Genomic DNA, 20,420 nt, shown 5'->3' on the forward strand with positions numbered 1-20,420 from the left:
TGATGAACAAAGTAGCCTTAATTACTGGAGCAACCAGAGGGATCGGGCGTAGTATTGCCGTGCAGCTCGGCAAGTCCGGTTATATAGTAGTTGTAAATGGTACAAAACAAGTCTTAATCGATGAGGTTGTCCACGAGATTCGTCAGGCGGGTGGTGAGGCATCAGGATACTCTGCTAATGTAGCAGATCCAGTTGCGGTCACTGCAATGGTGGATGAGGTTATTACACGGTATGGCCGTATTGAGGTATTGATAGCTAACGCTGGCAATTTGCAGGATCAGAAATGTCTACGGATGACGGATGAAGAGTGGAAGGCTGTGCTGGATGTGCATCTAAATGGCACCTACTATAGCATTCAACGCGTACTTCCATATATGCGCCAGACAGGTGGCGATATCCTGTTGATGACCTCTACGGCTGGACTAACAGGTTCTGTGGGTCAGGTGAATTATAGTGCAGCCAAAGCTGGAATACTTGGAATGACGTGGACACTCGCAGCGGAGCTGAAACGTGATGGAATTAGGGTCAATGCGATTTCACCAGCCGCTTTAACAGATATGACCAGACCTGTCATTAATCATTTGAAAGCGAAACATGCCAGTCTTAATGAACCGTTCCCAGACTTTTGGAAAATAGGTGGCCCGGAGAATATTGCTTCCTTTGTGACTGCATTATTGAGTGAGTCTGACGCGGATTTAACCGGTGAAATCTTTGCTGTGAATGGATCAAAAGTGACGAAATGGGAGAAGCCTGCACCTGCATTTTCCGAGAACAGCATTGGGGCATTTTTCGCTACTTGGCATCGTCAAAAGGGGAGTGAATAAATGCTTACCTTCGATCAAGTTCATTTTTATTATAAAAAGGGTCAGCCTGTCCTAGAGGATATCAACTTTACAATAGAAGCGGGGGAGTTTGTGGCGATTGTTGGCGCGAATGGCTCTGGCAAATCCACCATTGCAAAGCTCATGGACGGACTGCTGCTGCCGCGAAAAGGGGCTGTACAGTTTAAGGGCCTAGACACCACAAAGCCAGCTGATCTTGCAGATATTCATCAGCAAATTGGCTTTGTTTTTCAGAATCCAGAGGATCAATTTATCACCACAACCGTTATGGATGAGGTGCTTTTTGGTTTGGAGAACGTTCGTGTGCCAAGGGAGGAAATGCGCAGTCGATTGGAGCATGCCTTGCAGGCTGTTCATATGGAGGATTACCTGGACGCTATGCCACATCAGCTCTCTGGAGGTCAGAAGCAACGTGTCGCTATTGCGGCTATATTGGCGATGCGCCCGCAAGTCATTATTTTTGACGAAGCCACCTCTATGCTTGATCCTCAGGGAAGGCAGCAGGTGCTTGCCATTATGCAAGAGCTGCATCGTCAAGGTCTGACCATTATTCAGATCACTCACCATATGGAGGAAGTGCTTTCAGCAGAACGATTATTACTCCTGCATCAAGGGCGACTTGAGTATGATGGTGCTCCACTGGCTTTTTTTGAAACGATGCCTGTTGCGGACTATCAATTACAACTGCCTTTTGCCGTGCGTGTACATGCATTGCTCCATTCAGAAGTGCCGCCAACAGCCGATTGGAAGGGGATAATTCGATCACAATGGTCTACAAATTAGATAATTTAAGTGTAAACTATGCTGATCATGTGGCTTTGCACAATATAAACTGTACCATTACTGCGGGCAAATGGATTTCGATCATCGGTCCCACAGGTGCAGGAAAGTCTACCTTTGTCAAAGTGCTGAAGGGTTTGATTCCCACCGTAAAAGGAGACTATTGGATTGATCAGCAGCCTGCTCCCAGAGATGCCAAAGGACAATTAAAGGTGGTCCCGGAGCTGGGCTTCGTGTTTCAATATCCAGAGCATCAGCTATTCGAAACTACGGTGCAAAAGGAGCTTTCTTTTGCTCTGAATCTGCAGGGTGCTTCACGCCAGCAAATCACGGCGGTGATTGAAAGGATTTTACCGCAAGTGGGTCTGTCAGAGAGCATTCTCCCGTTAAATCCATTCCAATTAAGCGGTGGAGAAAAGCGCCGTGTGGCCATTGCCGCCGTGCTGATGACGAATCCGAAGCTGCTAATTTTGGATGAACCGACAGCGGGGCTAGATCCAGCTAGCCAAGTATCTTTGCTGAAGCTACTGAAGACTTGGCAGCAACAAAATCAGAGCACCATTCTCTTCGTTTCGCATCAGATGGAGGATGTTGCTGAGTACTCGGATGAGGTTTTGGTTTTTCATAAAGGTCAGCTAGAAGGACATTTTGACCCCAGAACACTATTTATGGAAAAGGAAGAATTATTGGTGGAGCTGGGCTTGTCCATGCCTGAACCCGTACAGCTTTTGAAGCTAGTAGAGGAACTATCTGGCCAAAAAATAGAGGTTGCTAGCTGTAAAGAGCAGGATATCTTCGATGCTGTTCAGCCAATTTGGCATTCGAGGGGGCGTCTACATGGCTGATTCCGTAATAGTGGGTCAATATGTGGAGACGCATTCGATTTTCCATCGTTTAGATCCTCGTATAAAGCTTGTTAGTATCGTGATTCTCATGCTTAGCTTTCTGATGCTTGGAACATGGCTTAGCTATGCAGTTGCAACTGTTTTTGTATTCGGAATTTTGCTGCTCTCGAAGGTTCCTATTCATTTCTTCTGGCGGGGGCTGCGGCCGTTATTATTTGTTTTGCTGTTTACCCTTCTGTATAATGCTGTGTTCACCAAAGGAACGATCCTCTGGTCGTGGTCCTTTATTGAGGTAACTGAAGAGGGACTGCGAACAGGATTACGTTTCGTTTGGCGTATAATATTGCTCATCTTATTAGCCTCAGTATTAACGTTAACGACTAAACCGCTAGACTTAGCATATGGTCTTGAAAAGCTACTTGCACCTCTATCCAAAATGGGGGTACCCGTAGAACAATTCTCCTTAATGATAGTGATTGCGATCCGGTTTATTCCTACCATCAAGGAGGAGCTGGATCGTATTCTGCTCGCACAAAAGGCTAGAGGTTATGACCTTACAGCATTATCACTGCCTAAACGGATATTTGCTTATGTCCCGATCATTATTCCTTTGCTCTTCACGACGATTCAACGTGCTGAACAGCTGAGCTATGCGATTGATGCGCGTGCTTATGGAAATGGTAAAGGAAGAACTTCTTATAGGGTATTGCAATTTCAGAAAATGGATTATCTGGCAGGGGGAATTGCTCTTTTATTTGCTGTGATTCTGCTGTGGTTAAAGATAGGAAAGGTGTAGATGAAGATGAAATGGAACACCCGTATTACGGAGTTATTGCACATAGAGTATCCTATTATTCAAGGTGGACTTGCTTATTTAGGTTATGCAGACCTCGCAGCTGCCGTTTCGAATGCTGGTGGATTGGGTCAGGTTACAGCGATGAGTCTTCCGAGCGCAGAGGCTTTACGTTCAGAAATCGAACGGGTCCGTACTATGACCGACAAGCCTTTTGGCGTTAATTTTGCCATCGGTGTGCATGGTATCGGTTATGAAGATCGGGTGCAGGTTGCCATCGATGAGCAGGTTCCCGTGGTGAGCCTCACCGGTGGGAATCCGGCCCCTATACTGGAAATGCTACAGCACACTGATATTAAAACGCTCGTGCTCGTCTCTTCACGCAGACAAGCCCAAAAAGCTGAACAATTAGGCGCTTCTGCGGTTATTGTTGTCGGGCAGGAGGGAGGAGGCCACTTGGGACGTGATGATGTAGGGACTATGGTGCTCGTTCCTCAAGTAGTTGATGCGGTTGATATTCCTGTGATTGCTTCAGGCGGGATCGGGGATGGGCGTGGATGGATGGCGGCCCATGCACTGGGGGCTGAGGGAATTGAAATGGGCACACGATTCGTTGCTACGGTTGAATGTATTCATGCGGCTGCTTCTTATAAAAAAGCCCTAGTAGAAAGCTCCGAGTCAGATACAGTCGTAATCAAACGCTCTATCGGAGCGCCCGCGCGAGTATTGCGTAGTGAGTACATAGATAAGATTCTCGAAATTGAGCGTGTGACTCCGACTTATGAAGCCTTAAAAGAATATATTAGCGGTGCAGCCAACAAGCGCTGGATTTATGATGATGTCAAAGAAGAGGGCATTGGCTGGGCAGGCCAAGTAACAGGGATGATCCATGATATCCCTACAGTCTCGGAACTAGTCGGCAGGATGGTCAAAGACGCAGAGTCGATTCGCGGGATGTGGGGAATGCAGGTGTGAAGTTGTCAGCAGAGCAGTTGTATCCAAAAGATGAATTAATGAACTGAAAGATAGGTATTAGATTGACGATACTTTTTTTAGCTAACGGGCAGGTTTGCTCAATCATCGGGCATTATCGGACTATATTTATGGGGAGCGATGGTGCGGCTAATCCGAGGCGTTATGCAAAAGAAGATAATAGTTGGTTGAATCTATCACGCTCCTCCAAAAAAGGGCAATGGCTGCTGTATTGGAATGGAACTAATTGCGAATTTTTAATCAGCTTATTTGTTTCCTGAGCTTGGGTAAACGGAACGACTTTATCATGAATTCCATGGATAATTAATGTGGGCACATCGATCTGTCCAAGATCGTTGTAAACATTCTCATCTCTTAGCGTGACCATAATGGCGGAGGTCGACCAATTCGCAGCTTGTAAACCCATTAGAAAGAACCATTCGGATTTCGCTTCAGAAATGTACTGAAAGAAAAAGCTCTCCGTTTGGTTTTGCAGCATTTTTGGACGGTCATTGTTTGTCTCTTCGATGATTTTATTCGTAAATTCTTTTGGAACGCTTGATGGAGACGCAGCGTCGATCAGGACGAGTTTAGATACCCCGTACCCTTTATAACGAGCCATATAACGAATTGAGATCGCTCCTCCGGTAGAGTGTCCTGCCAGTGTTATGTTTTTTAGCTGTAACGCTTCGATGACCATACGAAGATCATCTGCTAATCTATCGAAACCGTAACCATCGAATGGTTTATCCGAATTTCCGTATCCTCTCCAGTCCACTCCGATACAACGATATCCGAGCTTAGGAAGGAAATTGAACTGATATTCGAACTGGTTATGGTTTAGCGGCCATCCATGAATAAAAAGTATCGTTTTATTTCCCTTCGGATTGATGTCCTCTATAAATACTTTTACGCCCGGTTCTACAGTAACGAAGTATCCCAAGTGTATCGCCTCATTTTTTTTAATGTATTTCCCCGTTAAGATATTCGCCCTAGGCAAGGTTAATGCCTAATTTCGGCGTCAAATTGGGTTTAGATAGTACGTAGAGATTTCTGAGGAATAGCTTGAGTGAAACAATTTCTTCTGATCATTGAGCTCACGGGGTACGTTAGTGGAATAGCGGTTGCTTTGGCAGCCGTTTTTTTATTTGTTCAACTAACGGGCAGATTAGTTTAGCAACCTATACTCAGGAATATATGCGCTAATATTGATATAGCAATAACCAAAAAACGGAGGCAAAGTCATGAGTGAGATTGCTAAAACATAAAAGGTTTTACTGTATCTGATTGGTATCTCGCTTATAAAACAAGAATTTGCAAGGTTGAAAGGGATTATGGATTTGAAAAGGTCTGAACAAGTCGAGTATGGTGCGGGAAAAAGAGAAAGCCCATCACAGTAAGTTGAAAGTGATTCTTTTCCAACTTATTAGGGATGGGCTATCTTTGATTCTAATATTTTTCGGATACTCTTGATATTTTCTTTTCTACAAATGAAGAATAGTCAGTTCCTTAGGGAAGCTTGTTAAGGTTTCCGCACCTTCAGCTGTAATAATCAGATCATCTTCGATACGCACACCCGCTAGTCCCGGTACATAAATCCCTGGCTCGACGGTGAACACATTGCCGATCTCAATAATGTCATTGTTCTGTCCATGGAGTGATGGATATTCATGCACATCCATACCGAGTCCGTGTCCGACACGGTGCAAGAAATATTCTCCGAATCCGGCTTCCTCAATCACATCACGCGCAGCTTTGTCGACAGAACCGAAGGGAGCTCCAGGATTGGAAGCAGCGATCCCAGCTTCGTTGGCAGCCAGCACGGTGTTATAGATCGTGATTAGCTTGTCGTCCACGGATTCAATAGCAAAGGTACGTGTAATATCAGAAGCATAACCATCAGCATACACCCCAATATCAAACATCAGGAAGTCGCCTGGCTGAATGACCCGGTTGCCTGGAACACCGTGAGGCAGAGCAGTTTTCGGACCAGAAAGCACCATAGTGTCGAAGGAAGGGCCGGAAGCGCCAACCTTTTTCATTAGATATTCCAGTTCCGCTACTAAATCGTTTTCTGTAACGCCTGTTTTTACATGGGTAAGCACGCGGCGCAAAGCTTCCTCAACTAGCTCAGCGGCATGTTTCATGCGCTTAACTTCATCTGGGGTCTTTTTGGAGCGCATGCTGCGCAGCAATGGACCTATATCACTAAAACGTTCTGCTGGAACGGCTGCGGTTAGATGCTCAAAACGGGCTACTGAGAAATGTTCCTTCTCTATACCAAGAGTACCTAGCTTACTGCTGCCGAAACAATCTTTAAGCAGGTTATAGGGATTATCGGTGTCATTATGAGTTAGGATTTTGGTGACCGAAGAAGCTGCTTGAGCCGCTTCTGCATCCAGTGCGGGTAGAATGAGCATTGGCTCTTCTCCGCGTATCAACAGCAGACCGAGAAAACGTTCATGCGGATCGCTGGCGAATCCGGTTAAATAGTAGACATGTTTGGGATCTGTTACGAGCAGGGCATCAAGGCCTTCGCCCGCCATTTGCTGCTCTAGGCTTGTCAGAGCATTATTCATAGTTGGTGTTCCCCTTTCAACTTCACGATTAGAACTGCAATATTCCTATTATAGATCAAAAATAGACTAGACGCACGAGACGGACTACATCTATCGTTGGCTAATCATAACATGCCTATTCGCAAGCTTTCCGTAAAGAAGGATGCATATTTGATCACCTATACTTTTAAAACCTGACAAGAAGCTTTTCTTGAGCCTACTAGTTGGTGTAACATAATCTTAAATATACTTCTCGTAAGGTTAGGCGGAAGCTTATTGGGGTACGGTTGTTGAGAGAGGAGTGATTCTTGGGATGAGAGGTAAAATTGCACTTGTAACTGGAGCAAATTCTGGTATGGGGCTAGCGACGACAGTTGAACTGGCTCGCAAGGGAGCCAAAGTAATTATGGTATGCCGTAATCGCCAGCGTGGAGAGGAAGCACTGGCTGCCGCCAAGCAAAAGAGCCACTCCGTGGATATCGAGCTGATGTTGTGTGATCTGGCCTCGCTGGAGAGCATTCGCAGTTTTGCGGAGGAATTCACCCGGAAATATCCGATTCTAGATATACTCATCAATAACGCTGGGGTAGTCACGATTAAGCGTCAGCTTACGAAGGACGGCTTTGAGATGGATCTTGGTGTGAACCATTTGGGTCATTTTTTGCTCACGAATCTGTTACTGGAGCCTTTAAAAGCAGCAGAGCAAGGCCGTATCGTTGTGGTTGCTTCCGGTGCTTACAAAATAGGTGCACTTCACTATGAAGATCCAACTCTCGCACGCCGTTTCAATCCCGCAAAAGCCTATGCTCGATCCAAGTTAGCCAATATACTGTTCACGAAAGAGTTGGCAGCACGCCTGCAAGGGACAAGAGTAACGGTGAATTGCGTGCATCCAGGAGCAGTGGGCACAAATATAGGTGTTAACCGGGAGACAGGCTTTGGCAAGTCGATCCTTAAGCTGCTGTCATACTTCTTTTTAACTCCTGAACAAGGGGCCGATACAGCGATCTATTTGGCTACAGAATCGGATTTGCAAGAGGTAACCGGTCAATATTATTATCGACGAAAGAACCAGGAGCTGACTCCCAGAGCACAGAATAAACAAGAGGCGCAGCGGCTGTGGCAATGGAGCCAGGAGCAGGTCGGCCTGAGTGAATTAACACATTTGGAGGAATCAAGGGATGAATTGGGAGAATAGCAGGATTGAAGATGCAAAACCTACAGACTTAGCAGCTATTGTGGAGATTTATAACTCAACGATTGCTGGACGGATGGTAACTGCGGATCTGGAACCTATTACTGTTGCTGACAGAGAAAAATGGTTCAATGAGCATAACAGCCACCATCGTCCTTTATGGGTACTCAGGCAGGGAGATGAGATTGCGGCATGGTTCAGCTTTCAATCCTTCTATGGTCGTCCAGCGTATAATGCAACAGCAGAAATTAGTGTATACGTGAGTGAAAAGTTCCGTGGTGGTGGAGCCGGTAGAATTCTTTTGAAAGAGGCCATTGAGAAAGCACCTAGTCTCGGCATTAAGAATCTAGTTGGTTTTGTATTCGGACATAATGATCCAAGCCTTGGTTTGCTAGAAAAGTTCGGTTTTAAGCAATGGGGATTACTGCCCGGTGTAGCTGAATTGGATGGTATAGAACGTGATTTAGTGATTGTTGGACTTAAAATCTAACTGCCGCAATTGAAACGCTTACATTTTGAGTGTTGAGCTTACGCTATTTGTGTCACAATCAATCCATATTTTTGACCAACGCTGCAAATCCCGGATAACTGTCTCCAGGGCAAGTCCTTTATCCGTTAAGGAATATTGGATTCGCACAGGTGTCTCAGGGAATACTTCTCGAAGGACAATCCCTTCCAGTTCCAGCTCTTTAAGTCGTTCGGAGAGCAATCTTCCGCTGATGGGCAAGGCTGCTTCAATCACATTGAAACGTTGCGGTCCTTGGAGGAGCTGGTAGATAATTAAACCTGTCCAACGCCTGCCGATAATATCCATACTTTTTTGTAGCTGGGGACATAAATCAGTGGACTTCATATGGCTCACCTCTTAGTGAACATTATAAACGAAAAGACCAATAATTTAAACAAATTCCAATTTAATTCATTACTAGAAGGGATGATTGACAGTGGCTAAAAAAAAGAAAATGCCTACCACTCCGCGTCCTGCTGCGACCGATGCACCAGCTACGCTAAAAGACCTGTTGAGCAGTGATGTTCTTGGAAAGCTGAAGGCGCAATCTGATGCGTTGAAAGCGGAAGAGAATGACCGCAAGGAAGCTGCTCGTAAAGCGGTTGAAGATCAGCGAAAAGCTGAGCAAAAGCGGCTTGAGAATGATTTTGCACATCTGTTGGAGAACAGTAATCAGGATTGGCACAAGTATAAATAACTGCTATAGCTAGCGGAAATAGATCATGTGATAAAGAGATGCCTATTAGGGTGTCTCTTTTTTAATGTTATTTATAAAAATCAATTGTTTTAAATTTTACTATACGAAAGGGTTGACCCTCAAAGTGGGCTTAGGTATAATCGAACATAGTGCAAATGAAAATCATTATCAATACCGATAATATCATCTATTTCCCAAACTATTTAACTATTAAACAGATAAGGAACAACTCATGAAACTAAAATATTTGTCCCTACTTCTAATAGTATTCTCATTTATATCTTTGTTTATAGGCGTAAAAGACATTTCACCTTTGGATCTTTTTTCGCTTACAGAATCTCAGATGCAGACTCTGTTAGTCAGCCGGATTCCACGCTTAGCTGCACTGATTATAGCTGGTGTAAGCATGAGTATTGCCGGATTAATTATGCAGCAATTATCACGGAATAAATTCGTTTCTCCCACTACGGCGGGCACGATGGATTCCGCGAAATTCGGTATTCTCGTGTCCCTGATGCTGTTCACAGGGGCGACACCGATGCAGAAGCTACTCGTTGCTTTTGTTTTTGCCCTACTGGGAACATTTATATTTATGAGAATCTTAGATCGGATCAAGTTCAAGGATAGTATTTTTATCCCGCTGGTCGGACTCATGTTCGGGAACATTGTAGGCTCGATTACTACATTTTTTGCTTACAAAAATGATTTGGTTCAGAATATCTCGTCTTGGATGCTTGGCGATTTCTCAACGATTATTAAGGGTCAATACGAATTAATCTATATCAGTATCCCACTTGTCATTCTTGCGTATGTTTTCGCCAATAAGTTCACCGTTGCCGGTATGGGGGAGGATTTCTCCGTCAATCTCGGTATGAACTACAAAGCGGTAGTGAACGTAGGATTGGTGATTGTAGCGTTAATCTCTTCAGTTGTTATTTTAACCGTAGGTACGATTCCATTCCTGGGTCTTGTTGTACCTAACATAGTAACGCTATACATAGGCGATAACTTGAAAAAAAATCTGGCGCATACTGCCATTCTCGGTGCGGTGTTCCTCCTGTTCTGTGATATTCTGGGCAGGCTCATTATATATCCATACGAAATATCCATCAGTCTTACGGTAGGCGTCATCGGAAGTGGTCTATTTATCTACTTGCTGATGAGAAGAAAGGCGAATTAGTGATGAAGACGAAACTAACTATATTATCCTTAAGCGCTGTTGCTCTCATCGTCTTGTTTATGACCTATCATGTTATGGGAAATTGGGATTATGTTCTACCCAGTCGGGGGAGAAAGCTGGCGGCCATCTTAATTACCGGAGCGGTGATAGCTGTCTCTACCGTAGTTTTTCAGAGCATTACGAACAATCGGATTTTGACACCTAGTATTCTGGGGCTAGACTCTTTGTACATGTTGATCCAGACGTTCGGTGTATACACCCTAGGCTCATCCAATATGACGTTTATGAATAAAAATGTGAATTTCTTGTTCTCAGCTTGCATCATGGTTCTGTTCTCAGGTGTGCTGTATAAGCTAATGTTCCGCAGAGAGGGTCAAAACATATACTTCCTGCTGCTCGTAGGACTTATTATGGGGACGATGTTCCAGAGTGCATCTTCTTTTATGGAAGTGCTCATTGATCCGAATGAATTCCTGATTCTACAAGGAAAAATGTTCGCCAGCTTCAACAACGTCAGCAGTGATCTACTGATATTGTCTACAGTTGTTCTAGCGCTAACTACGCTGTATTTCATGCGATTTGTGAAGTATTTAGATGTTATTTCTTTAGGAAAAGATGAAGCCATTAACTTAGGGATCAATTATGACTATGTAGTCAAAAGGCTGTTAGTTATTGTATCCATCTACGTTTCGATATCAACGGCTTTAGTGGGGCCGATTACTTTCTTGGGTTTACTTGTAGCCAATGTGGGGCATCAGTTGTTCCGTACGTATAAGCATTCCTATCTGATTCCCGGCACGATTTTGCTAAGCATTATTGCGCTTGTCGGGGGACAGTTTCTAGTTGAACGTGTGTTTGGATTCACTACTACGGTTAGTGTAATCATTAATTTTGCAGGTGGCGTCTACTTTGTCTATCTGCTGTTAAAGGAGAATAAGTCGTGGTAGAAGTTAAGCATGTAAGCAAGCGTTATGGCGGAGTAACCGTTGTAGATGATGTGTCTTTAACCATTAAAAAGGGTGCAATCACCTCGTTTATCGGCCCTAACGGAGCTGGTAAAAGCACGTTGCTCTCCATGATCAGTAGACTTATCTCTAAAGACGCAGGGGAAGTACTGATTGAAGGGAAGGAAATTGGCAGCTGTAAGAGTAATGAGCTTGCTCGTAAAATATCGGTACTAAAGCAGTCCAATCATATCAGCGTACGCCTTACCGTAAAGGAACTTGTTTCTTTCGGAAGGTTCCCTTATTCACAGGGAAAGCTCACACCTGAGGATCGAGCGTTCGTTGACGAAGCGATTGCTTACATGGACCTTCAAGAGATGCAGGATAAATATATTGATCAGCTTAGCGGTGGACAACGTCAGAGAGCATATATTGCGATGGTTATGGCTCAGGATACCGAGTATATTTTACTCGATGAACCACTCAACAACCTGGATATGAAGCATTCTGTACAAATTATGAAGGTGTTACGCCGATTGGTAGAAGAGAAGGGCAAGACGATTGTGCTCGTCATTCATGATATTAATTTCGCTTCTTGTTACTCTGACTACATTGTAGCGCTCAAGAATGGGCGGGTAGCTTCATCGGGTACGGTGGATGAAATTATTGATACAGCAGTGCTTAGGGATGTATATGACATGGATATCCCTATAGAAACAATAGGTGGTCGTAAAATTGGTGTCTATTTTTAAACAAGACGCCGCTTATATTCGGAAATTATTATGACGTAACGCTAGAAGTGATAGGCGCCAGCTTCTTGACGTATACGCGAATAATTCAAATAGCTTGACTATAAATTATAGGGGTGAATATTTTGAAGAAGAACGTATCTTTACTAATCATGACAGTGTTTCTTGCCGTAATCTTGGCGGCCTGTGGCTCCAATAATGCAGCAACTTCAAATAATAATACAGCAGCGGCAGGCAATACAGAGGCTACTACTGCACCGAATACAGAATCCAAAGAGCTTACTATTAAGCATGAACTTGGAGAAATTACGATTAAGACTAATCCGCAGAAAGTGGTTGTATTTGACTTCGGTACACTCGATACTTTGGATAAACTGGGCGTAGAGGTGACTGGAGTGCCTCAAAGCAATGTACCCTCTTATCTCTCTAAATATAGCGATGCCAAATATGAGAATGTCGGTGGTTTGAAAGAGCCTGACTTCGAAAAAATAAATAGTCTTTCTCCTGATCTGATCATCATTTCCGGCAGACAGCAAGATTCTTATGATGAATTCAGCAAAATTGCACCTACATTGTACGTTGCTGTAGATAATGCGAATTATATGGAATCCTTCACGAAAAATGTGAAGACGCTGGGCCAAATTTTTGGCAAGGAAGCTGAAGTAGAAGCTGAGCTTGCGACTATTACTGACTCCGTTAAAGCTCTGAATGAGAAAGCTAAAGCCGATGGTAAAAAATCTCTTATCATTCTTGCCAATGAAGGAAAAATCAGTGCTTATGGTTCAGGTTCACGTTTTGGTATTATCCATGATGTATTCGGATTTGCACAAGCGGATGATAAAATCGAAGTATCCACTCATGGTCAAAGCGTATCTTACGAATATGTAGCCGACAAGAATCCGGATTATCTGTTCGTAGTAGATAGAGATGCGGCTGTGAAGAGTGATGGCAGCAAATCCGGTTCAGCGAAGGATGCAGTTGAGAACGATCTCGTGAAGAACACAAATGCTTTTAAAAACGGTAAAATCATTTACCTTGATCCTAACTACTGGTACTTGTCCGGTGGCGGTTTAATCTCTGTTAGTGAAATGCTCAAAGAAGTTGAGGTTGTTCTGTAAGCAGAGTAACTCGAGGAAATGGTTATTAAGAAGCCTGTTGGCAGGAGTAAACCTCCTTGTCAGCGGGCTTTTTTTCGCATTCTTCCATAGAAATACTGGTATATTCATACTAGTTGCTAAATTTAGCTGTAACTTTTTATGCGAGTATACGTGGTTAGGTTAAGGGGGGAGTGCATGAAGCGAAATTCACTGGATGAAATATATCAGATGTATGTGATGGATATTTACCGCTATTTGCGCTCCCTTTGTGGTGATCATCACGCGGCCGAAGATTTAATGCAGGAGACCTTTTACCGTGCTTATTTATATTTGGAGGATTGTAAAGACGAGAAGATTAAGCCGTGGTTGTTCCGTGTCGCGTACAATGCCTTCGTAGATTATAAGCGGAAGGAAGGACGCAGTACTGTTCAGAGTGAGGATTTTTTTAAACAGCTCGCCCATCCAGATACCACGGAAAGCACGCTGCTTCGGCAGGAACGTTGGGAAGAAATGAGGATTGCGATAGGTGAGCTACCGGACAATCAGAGGCATGCACTTCTGCTACATGATTTTCATGGTCTTAGTTACCTGGAGGCATCGGACATTATGAATGTGGGTCTGTCCCAATATAAGATATTAATCTTTCGAGCTAGACAGAAGCTGCGTGAAGCAGAGCGGAGGAGGAATGAACATGAGTGAGGAGTTCAAGGAGAAGTTAAGAAGGTACGGCGAAGGTACCCTTGCTGACGAGGATAGGGATGTAGTAGAGCGCGAACTGGAGAAGATGGAAGCTTATCAGGCTTATCTGGATGAACTCATGGGTGAAGAAAAGCCGGCTTCAAGTGAGGATAAGAGCATAAAATTCGGAAAGGGTAAAAGAAACAGATCTGGCAAGGAAAAAAAGATCATCCGCCGCGGTAAATGGAGAGCCCGTATATCGAATACTTTAACGGTAATTTCTGCGTTCTTAATTTTCATGATTATTTGCAGTATTATCAGTGCGATATTTTATGGTACTGGGGAGAGAGTAGAGAAATACCGTGATGTCGTTTCTTCCGCAATTGCTGTTTCACAGCCGAACACGATTGTACATTTGAGCAGTGGTACCGGTCCATTTTTTAGTATGAATCTGACAAGTAAGATAGAGAAACAAGTGGGAGATGAACAAATCACTGTCGGAGATTATTCAATGAAGCTTCTATTTGGCTGGGCTAGGCTCTACAACTATTCCTGGACGAATGAGAGTAGAAGTGTTGGTTATTACTTTCTATATCCACAGGGGAAGAATGATGCGGCAAATAGTATGGATAATGGCAGTGAGTGGGAGAGATTAGAGAAGCTCCCTGAGGGGACGGTAGCGGAAGCATACTTGTCTTTTGACCAATTATTTACGACAGATGAGCTGTTGAAGAAGTTTGAGCCTAAGAATCTTCAGCCTTTGTGGTTTGCGGCAGATACAGGTCCACGGACACGACAGCCAGTAGTTAATGATCCATTAGGTTTTCCATATATGCCAATTTGGCATGCGGATGATATGAAAGTGACACAGGAATCGAGGGAGAAGCGAGGATGGTTTGGAGGGGTGACTAGCCGTTCGAGTAGTTCTCCATCTGTTAACTCATATGGTGATGGTGAACTGCGTAATGCAAACTTCCTCAAGACGCTGCACTTGATGCAAGAGTATAAATCCATCTCCAAAAGGGTGATTCCATTCATTGATTTAGATGATTCCATTAGTTATATAGAGAAGAATGGAGTTAAGCTCTATGGAGCTGTCGTAACCGGTCCGGTGAAAGAACTGCTCAAGCTGAAGGAAGAAACATGGATCAGCAGAATGCATGTTGGGGAAGTAAGGCTGTGGAATTGGCAGGATAGAGAGAACTAAGATTTAATAGAAGCCGGATATGCCCTGTATGGGAGGGTGTACCCGGCTTTTGGTCTAGCTAGATAGTGATAGAGTCACAGAACTTGCTTCTCGCTTAAGCAAATCGTACAATTATTTGAATATTAGATTTATGAATAAGTATGATAAGCGAAGTTAAGTATGATAGATTAGGAGCTGAGATTTATGAAAGTAGGAGTCGTATCTGATACACATATGTCAAGAATGGCTAAGTCTCTGCCAAAGGCGTTGATAGCAGAGTTTCAAAATGTGGATTTAATCTTGCATCTCGGTGATTGGGTGAGTATGGGAATCTATGATTTACTGTCAGAACTAGCACCGGTGGAGGGGATTGCCGGAAACAATGATGGCGATGAGATCATTGCGCGTTTCGGAGAGCGCAAGATCATTACCCTTGAAGGAATCCGGATTGGCATGGTACATGGACATACGCCACATTCCCGCAAAGGAACGGATGGGAATGCACTGCTTGCTTTTGCGAATGATGAGGTGGATTGTATTCTCTTCGGTCATTCACATCAGCCCTTGCTAAGAGAGGAGAATGGTATCCTGCTATTTAATCCAGGTTCTCCTACAGATAAGCGGCGTGAGAAATTGTATTCTTTCGGAATTTTAGATATCGAAGCGGGTAAAGTTAGTGCCCGGCATGTGTTCTACGATTCAAAGGAATAAGGCTCAATTGTCCAAATCATTCGGCGTTCTCTCCATGGCGAACGGCTCAGTAACCATTTACAATGAGGTTAAAACGGGCGAAGCCGGAAAGTGAGCGCTGTTGATGAACAATTATCGGATAGAACGAGTGGTTCTGGATGATTTAGAACGGCTCATCCCATTATTTGATGAGTATCGAGTATTTTATGGAGCAGCCTCAGATCGGGAAGGTGCACGCGTCTTCTTAGCCGACAGACTAAAGCTGAATGAATCTGTGATCCTTATGGTGGTTGAGGGGGAAGGCGATGAGAAACGCGCGCGGGGCTTCACACAGCTCTATCCTTCTTTTTCATCGGTTACGATGGAGCGCCTCTGGATACTGAATGATTTGTTCGTTACTGCAGAAATCCGAGGGCAAGGGCTAGGTGCTATGCTACTGGAAAGTGCTAGAGATTATGCGGTCTCTACGAATACGAAGGGCTTATCCCTGACAACGATGACGGAGAATGTGGTGGCGCAGCGGTTATATGAAGCGCATGGCTACATTCGGGATGATGAATTTTTTACCTATAACCTTTTTTTCTAAAGCAGCTAGAGAGAAAGACGAGTAAGGGGCGTTAAAGTGGAAACAAGTCATAAGTTGGCAATCTTTTTTGATCTCGATGATACGTTGTATGATCATCTGGTACCATTTAAAGAAGCGGTACGGGAAGTGCTCAGCCCAGATGAGAGTAGTCTGGACTTTGCAGAATTATTTTATAAAGTGAGACATCATAGCGATGTGTTGTGGCCAATGTATTTGCGCGGTGAGATTCCGCTTGAAGAGACGAGGGTGCGCCGTTTGGAGCTTGCTTTTGCCGAGTATGGTTTGCAGATTAATCGTGATCAAGCCACGGCGGTTCAAGCGGCATATATTGGACGTCAATATACGATTCAGATGATTGATGGCGTGCGTGAGCATCTTGAACGATTTATTGCGGATGGTCATAAGGTAGGCATTATTACGAATGGACCGAAGGATCATCAGATGAGTAAGATTCGTGGACTAGGCTTAGATCAGATTATTCCCGAGGACATGATCTTTATTTCTGATGCTGTAGGTCTTGCTAAACCAGACCCAGAAATATTCATACACGTAAACCAAAAGACGGGTACTTTGGCGGACAATTCGCTTTATATAGGGGATACTTGGGCTAACGATGTAGTTGGAGCACTTGCGGCTGGATGGAAGGTTTGCTGGTACAATCCGAGAGGAAGACAACCGGCTACGGATCATAAGCCTAGTTATATTTTTACTAATTATAAGGAATTTGGCGAGCTTCCTTTGGTGTGAGAGAACAAGTCCTCCAAAGATATTAGAAAGCCATGCGAGAGAAACCTGCGCATGGCTTTCATTACTTTTATAACTAATTTTCGGGTAGTTGAATGCCGCGCCACCCGCTTACATCGCATTGTCCATGTTCGTTATTACCCACAGCAACCACCGTACCGTCCGATTTAAGACCGATGGTATGAGTGCAACCTGCCGTTACCGCCACTATATCGCGCCAGTCACTTATATTGCATTCGCCGTGCTTATTCCAACCCACAGCAACCGCTGTACCGTCTGATTTAAGACCGATGGTATGATGACTACCTGCCGCTATAGCCACAATACCGTGCCAGCTGGTTACATTACACTGGTCTTCATGATTTCGACCCGCAGCAACTACCGTGCCGTTCGATTTAAGACCGACGGTATGAAGGTAACCCGCCGCTATAGCCACTATGTCATGCCAATCATTTACATTGCGTTGGCCATACCGATTATTACCCACAATTGTCACCGTGCTGTCCGTTTTAAGCCCGACGGTATGCCAATCACCCGCAGCAACTGCTACTATATCACGCCAGTCACTTACATTGCATTGGCCTTCATTATTTCGACCCACAGCAACCACCGTGCCATCCGATTTAAGTCCGACACTACGACGCCAACCCGCAGCTACCGCCACAATATCAGCCCAGCCGCTTACATCGCATTGGTCATACTTATTCCAACCCACAGCCGCCACCGTACCATCTGATTTAAGCCCGATGGTATGAGCATTACCGGTATGAGCATTACCCGCCGCAACCGCTATCATATCGCACCAGTCACTTACATCACATTGGCCATATTTATTATCACCTACAGCCGTCACCGTGCCGTCTGATTTAAGGAGGGCGGTATGACGATAGCCCGCCGCTATGGAAGTTAGGGGTTTCACAAGGTTCATAAATCTCGCTCCTTAGTTGATGGTGGATGTTTTGATTTTCTCATGTTTCGCAGAGGGAGAAGCGTTCTTCTTGTTGCTCCTTCTATCCAAAAAAAAGCTTGCTCCCTAGAAAGCCAGCTTCGGCACAAAGGGACAAGCTTTTTTCGTTTAATCTGCGAAGCTATACGTTGGATCTGTCAGGTTCATTCTTTCTTTTATGCCTTTAGTGGCATAGATTTTGTTGTCGTCGGTAATAAAGAAAGCTTCAACATCATCAGGTAAAGATTCAAGATATTTCATGCCCTCCTCGATTCCCATCAGGAATACCCCAGTGGATAAGGCATCCGCATCTGTTGCATTCGGGCTCATAATGGTAAGGCTTTTGAGACCGTTCTGTGAGGGATATCCTGTGCGTGGATCAAGGATATGATGGTAACGAACATTGTCCTGCATAAAATACCGTTCATATACACCTGAAGCATCGATGACCTCATCTGAGATCTTAATGGTTCCTAGCTGTGTGCCACGGCTTTGATCTGGATCCTGTAATCCGATATTCCATTCCGTTCCGTTTGGCTTCTTACCGAGAGCAATAATACTGCTGCCTCCGAGATTAATCATAGCGCTATTTAGACCTTGCTCTTTCAAATAATCAGCGATACGGTCAGCAGCATAACCTTTACCAATACCGCCCAGATCTAGCACCATATTTTCCTTCATCAGCTTTACAGTTTTCGCAGCTTCATCAATTTCAACGTCCTTGTAATTGGTTAGGCTCTTCGCTTTATCAATTTCAGCTTGGGGAGGGACCTTATCTCCACCGCTACCAATATTCCATAGATCGATTAACGGACCGATTGTAGGATCAAATAGCCCGTCCATTTCCTTTGCGTATTGTATGGATTGTTTAATTACATCCAGGGTCTCGTCAGAAACAACAACCGCTTCTTTTCCTGCTGCCTGATTGACTGCGTAAGTCTCTCCACCTTCTTTGGTGCGGCTAAGCTCCATATCCATTCGCTCCAGCATCTGCTGGATATCATCCATATTTTTCTGTTCTACTGTAGCACCGAACACTTTGATATTCACAACAGTGTCATAAATATAAAAGGTTTGTGAGAGAGACTTTTCCTCTCCTTTTCCGGCTGTTGTTGCGCTACCCGTAGTTCCCGCTGTTTTATCGTCCTTATCCTTAGTAATTAGCCAAGCGCCGACAGCTATGAGGGCGATGACGATTACAACGAGGATCAGCGTCGTTTTTTTGTTCTTGAACATATTCCACCATCCATAAAGTTAGTTTCTAAAACAAAACACATTATTTATATCATACCCCAGATAACAAGTTGATGGAAATTAATTTCATGACACATTTAGGGTTATAATCGGGCGACATAGAAAAAAGCCCCGTATCCTGATTCGGAGCGGTGCTACAGATTTAGAAGTAAACGATGCTACTTAATCGAGCATATATTCACTATATTTATTCTTGCGAGGATTTAATACGAAGAGGATACCCTTGGCATATCCGCTAACAGCTTTGAAATTCCGTTTTAGAGTTGCTTTAGCCGTCAGACAAGTCAATGTCCAGATCAAGGCAGCATAATTCATAAAAGGAGCTTTACGCAAGTTGAGCAGATAGTAGTGGTTGATGGCGGTAGCATGTGCTACAACGCCTGCCTTATCGCGAGAGCCTGGCGACTCATGATGGATGATTTTCATCGCGGGATTAATCACAAGCTTGCCATAACGGCTGGCCAAATGAGACAAATAAATATCTTCGGCTATGGAATAGCTTGTCATCCATGGATAGGGTTTAATATCACGTAGTGCCGAGCGCCGGAAGGACATATTGCAGCCGTGAAAAAAATCAGTTTCAAATACATGCTTCTTCTCTCCCCAAAGGAATTGCGAGCCTGCAAACATACTTGCCGACAATCTGCCTGGTGATCCGGACATTTGTCCGGTTAGCATACCGAATAGCCTGCTTGGCATGCTACTATGTATGCCTTTGGCTACACCACCTACACCAATAATGGAATCATCGGCTGCATAAGTATCTAGCAATCGTCGAATATATAAGGAGTCATCTAATTCTGCATCATCATCTAAGTGGAGCATAATTTCTGCATGGATCAGTCCTAGCGCTTCGTAACGGGAAAGCCAGAGACCAGGCTTAGTTTTGCGATGATAATGAAGTTTAGCCTGCGGTAATCCAGTTAGTATTTCACGACAATAGGCTAATCTGTCCTCAGGGATCTCACCGTCGTCGACAATCCATAGCTCGATGGAGATGTCTTCAAGCTGTGTCTGCTTGCCAATGGACTCTATGCACACCGTAAGGTCGTCGATTCGGTTACGGGTAGGAATCACTATAGATAGATCATACATATCTTGAATCTCCCTTCAGGACTTCTTTCGTCCGCTAATCTGAATGTAGTCTCCCGGCGAAATGGTTACCTTGATTCTATC

23 protein-coding genes are annotated in these 20,420 nt (G+C 44.2%); 17 read left to right on the forward strand and 6 right to left on the reverse strand.

Annotated elements, in window-relative coordinates:
• Positions 1 to 2: 2 nt before the first annotated feature.
• The 5 genes from H70737_RS06180 to H70737_RS06200 are packed head-to-tail and all read left to right on the forward strand — an operon-like array spanning position 3 to position 4,235.
• Complete coding sequence (locus H70737_RS06180; RefSeq protein WP_042185638.1) at positions 3 to 824, forward strand: SDR family NAD(P)-dependent oxidoreductase; 822 nt, start codon at positions 3 to 5, stop codon at positions 822 to 824.
• Positions 825 to 1,625: an energy-coupling factor transporter ATPase gene (locus H70737_RS06185; protein WP_042185640.1), complete on the forward strand. Its 801-nt coding sequence runs from the start codon at positions 825 to 827 to the stop codon at positions 1,623 to 1,625.
• Positions 1,610 to 2,467 carry an ATP-binding cassette domain-containing protein gene (locus tag H70737_RS06190; protein WP_042185643.1) on the forward strand — a complete coding sequence of 286 codons (858 nt, stop codon included), beginning with the start codon at positions 1,610 to 1,612 and terminating at the stop codon, positions 2,465 to 2,467. Before H70737_RS06185 ends, H70737_RS06190 begins: the two co-directional genes overlap by 16 nt.
• The gene (locus H70737_RS06195; RefSeq protein ID WP_042185644.1) at positions 2,460 to 3,263 is read left to right on the forward strand and encodes an energy-coupling factor transporter transmembrane component T family protein; all 804 of its coding nucleotides are present in this window, start codon (positions 2,460 to 2,462) and stop codon (positions 3,261 to 3,263) included. Before H70737_RS06190 ends, H70737_RS06195 begins: the two co-directional genes overlap by 8 nt.
• A 6-nt stretch (positions 3,264 to 3,269) precedes the next feature.
• Positions 3,270 to 4,235 (forward strand): NAD(P)H-dependent flavin oxidoreductase, encoded by a 966-nt coding sequence (locus H70737_RS06200; protein WP_042193412.1) that lies wholly within the window; start codon positions 3,270 to 3,272, stop codon positions 4,233 to 4,235.
• A gap of 160 nt (positions 4,236 to 4,395) precedes the next feature.
• Here H70737_RS06200 and H70737_RS06205 read toward each other — a convergent pair whose 3' ends face one another.
• Both H70737_RS06205 and H70737_RS06210 read right to left on the reverse strand, forming a co-directional pair.
• Positions 4,396 to 5,175 (reverse strand): alpha/beta fold hydrolase, encoded by a 780-nt coding sequence (locus H70737_RS06205; protein WP_042185646.1) that lies wholly within the window; start codon positions 5,173 to 5,175, stop codon positions 4,396 to 4,398.
• A gap of 541 nt (positions 5,176 to 5,716) precedes the next feature.
• Positions 5,717 to 6,811 carry a M24 family metallopeptidase gene (locus tag H70737_RS06210; RefSeq protein ID WP_042185648.1) on the reverse strand — a complete coding sequence of 365 codons (1,095 nt, stop codon included), beginning with the start codon at positions 6,809 to 6,811 and terminating at the stop codon, positions 5,717 to 5,719.
• Between the two features lie 292 nt (positions 6,812 to 7,103).
• On the opposite strand from H70737_RS06210, the gene H70737_RS06215 reads away from it, so the two are divergent.
• Together H70737_RS06215 and H70737_RS06220 are read left to right on the forward strand one after the other, a co-directional pair.
• Positions 7,104 to 7,988, forward strand: a complete 885-nt coding sequence (locus tag H70737_RS06215) for an SDR family oxidoreductase (protein ID WP_042185650.1) — start codon at positions 7,104 to 7,106, stop codon at positions 7,986 to 7,988.
• Positions 7,972 to 8,475 (forward strand): GNAT family N-acetyltransferase, encoded by a 504-nt coding sequence (locus tag H70737_RS06220; RefSeq protein ID WP_042185652.1) that lies wholly within the window; start codon positions 7,972 to 7,974, stop codon positions 8,473 to 8,475. The genes H70737_RS06215 and H70737_RS06220 overlap by 17 nt, the downstream gene beginning before the upstream one ends.
• Before the next feature lie 18 nt (positions 8,476 to 8,493).
• Here the strand turns inward: H70737_RS06220 and H70737_RS06225 are convergent, their stop codons facing one another.
• The gene (locus tag H70737_RS06225; protein WP_042185654.1) at positions 8,494 to 8,838 is read right to left on the reverse strand and encodes a winged helix-turn-helix transcriptional regulator; all 345 of its coding nucleotides are present in this window, start codon (positions 8,836 to 8,838) and stop codon (positions 8,494 to 8,496) included.
• 109 nt (positions 8,839 to 8,947) lie between these two features.
• Between H70737_RS06225 and H70737_RS06230 the strand changes: the two genes are divergently transcribed.
• From H70737_RS06230 to H70737_RS06275, 10 genes are all read left to right on the forward strand, one after another.
• Positions 8,948 to 9,190, forward strand: coding sequence for a YqkE family protein (locus tag H70737_RS06230; RefSeq protein WP_156113209.1), 243 nt, complete (start codon positions 8,948 to 8,950; stop codon positions 9,188 to 9,190).
• Between the two features lie 232 nt (positions 9,191 to 9,422).
• On the forward strand, positions 9,423 to 10,370 hold the full coding sequence (locus tag H70737_RS06235) for an ABC transporter permease (protein WP_042125010.1): 948 nt from the start codon (positions 9,423 to 9,425) through the stop codon (positions 10,368 to 10,370).
• 2 nt (positions 10,371 to 10,372) lie between these two features.
• Positions 10,373 to 11,317: an iron chelate uptake ABC transporter family permease subunit gene (locus tag H70737_RS06240; protein ID WP_042185658.1), complete on the forward strand. Its 945-nt coding sequence runs from the start codon at positions 10,373 to 10,375 to the stop codon at positions 11,315 to 11,317.
• Positions 11,311 to 12,066, forward strand: coding sequence for an iron ABC transporter ATP-binding protein (locus H70737_RS06245; RefSeq protein ID WP_042185659.1), 756 nt, complete (start codon positions 11,311 to 11,313; stop codon positions 12,064 to 12,066). Before H70737_RS06240 ends, H70737_RS06245 begins: the two co-directional genes overlap by 7 nt.
• 122 nt (positions 12,067 to 12,188) lie before the next feature.
• Positions 12,189 to 13,181 carry a siderophore ABC transporter substrate-binding protein gene (locus H70737_RS06250; protein ID WP_269321807.1) on the forward strand — a complete coding sequence of 331 codons (993 nt, stop codon included), beginning with the start codon at positions 12,189 to 12,191 and terminating at the stop codon, positions 13,179 to 13,181.
• Positions 13,182 to 13,355: 174 nt separating this feature from the next.
• Positions 13,356 to 13,859: a sigma-70 family RNA polymerase sigma factor gene (locus H70737_RS06255; protein WP_042185661.1), complete on the forward strand. Its 504-nt coding sequence runs from the start codon at positions 13,356 to 13,358 to the stop codon at positions 13,857 to 13,859.
• Complete coding sequence (locus H70737_RS06260) at positions 13,852 to 15,045, forward strand: anti-sigma factor (protein ID WP_042185662.1); 1,194 nt, start codon at positions 13,852 to 13,854, stop codon at positions 15,043 to 15,045. Before H70737_RS06255 ends, H70737_RS06260 begins: the two co-directional genes overlap by 8 nt.
• A gap of 183 nt (positions 15,046 to 15,228) precedes the next feature.
• The gene (locus H70737_RS06265; RefSeq protein WP_042185664.1) at positions 15,229 to 15,735 is read left to right on the forward strand and encodes a metallophosphoesterase family protein; all 507 of its coding nucleotides are present in this window, start codon (positions 15,229 to 15,231) and stop codon (positions 15,733 to 15,735) included.
• Between the two features lie 103 nt (positions 15,736 to 15,838).
• Positions 15,839 to 16,300, forward strand: a complete 462-nt coding sequence (locus tag H70737_RS06270; protein WP_042185666.1) for a GNAT family N-acetyltransferase — start codon at positions 15,839 to 15,841, stop codon at positions 16,298 to 16,300.
• A 36-nt stretch (positions 16,301 to 16,336) separates the two neighbouring features.
• The gene (locus H70737_RS06275; RefSeq protein WP_042185668.1) at positions 16,337 to 17,047 is read left to right on the forward strand and encodes an HAD family hydrolase; all 711 of its coding nucleotides are present in this window, start codon (positions 16,337 to 16,339) and stop codon (positions 17,045 to 17,047) included.
• Between the two features lie 73 nt (positions 17,048 to 17,120).
• On the opposite strand, the gene H70737_RS06280 is transcribed toward H70737_RS06275, so the two are convergent.
• The 3 genes from H70737_RS06280 to H70737_RS06290 form a co-directional block, all read right to left on the reverse strand.
• Positions 17,121 to 17,972, reverse strand: coding sequence for an RCC1 domain-containing protein (locus H70737_RS06280; protein WP_042185670.1), 852 nt, complete (start codon positions 17,970 to 17,972; stop codon positions 17,121 to 17,123).
• Positions 17,973 to 18,119: 147 nt separating this feature from the next.
• On the reverse strand, positions 18,120 to 19,226 hold the full coding sequence (locus tag H70737_RS06285; protein ID WP_042185672.1) for an FAD:protein FMN transferase: 1,107 nt from the start codon (positions 19,224 to 19,226) through the stop codon (positions 18,120 to 18,122).
• A gap of 180 nt (positions 19,227 to 19,406) precedes the next feature.
• Positions 19,407 to 20,339: a glycosyltransferase family 2 protein gene (locus H70737_RS06290; RefSeq protein ID WP_042185674.1), complete on the reverse strand. Its 933-nt coding sequence runs from the start codon at positions 20,337 to 20,339 to the stop codon at positions 19,407 to 19,409.
• Between the last annotated feature and the right edge of the window lie 81 nt (positions 20,340 to 20,420).

Origin of the sequence: Paenibacillus sp. FSL H7-0737 (assembly GCF_000758545.1) — a bacterium.
Lineage (GTDB): Bacteria > Bacillota > Bacilli > Paenibacillales > Paenibacillaceae > Paenibacillus_AQ.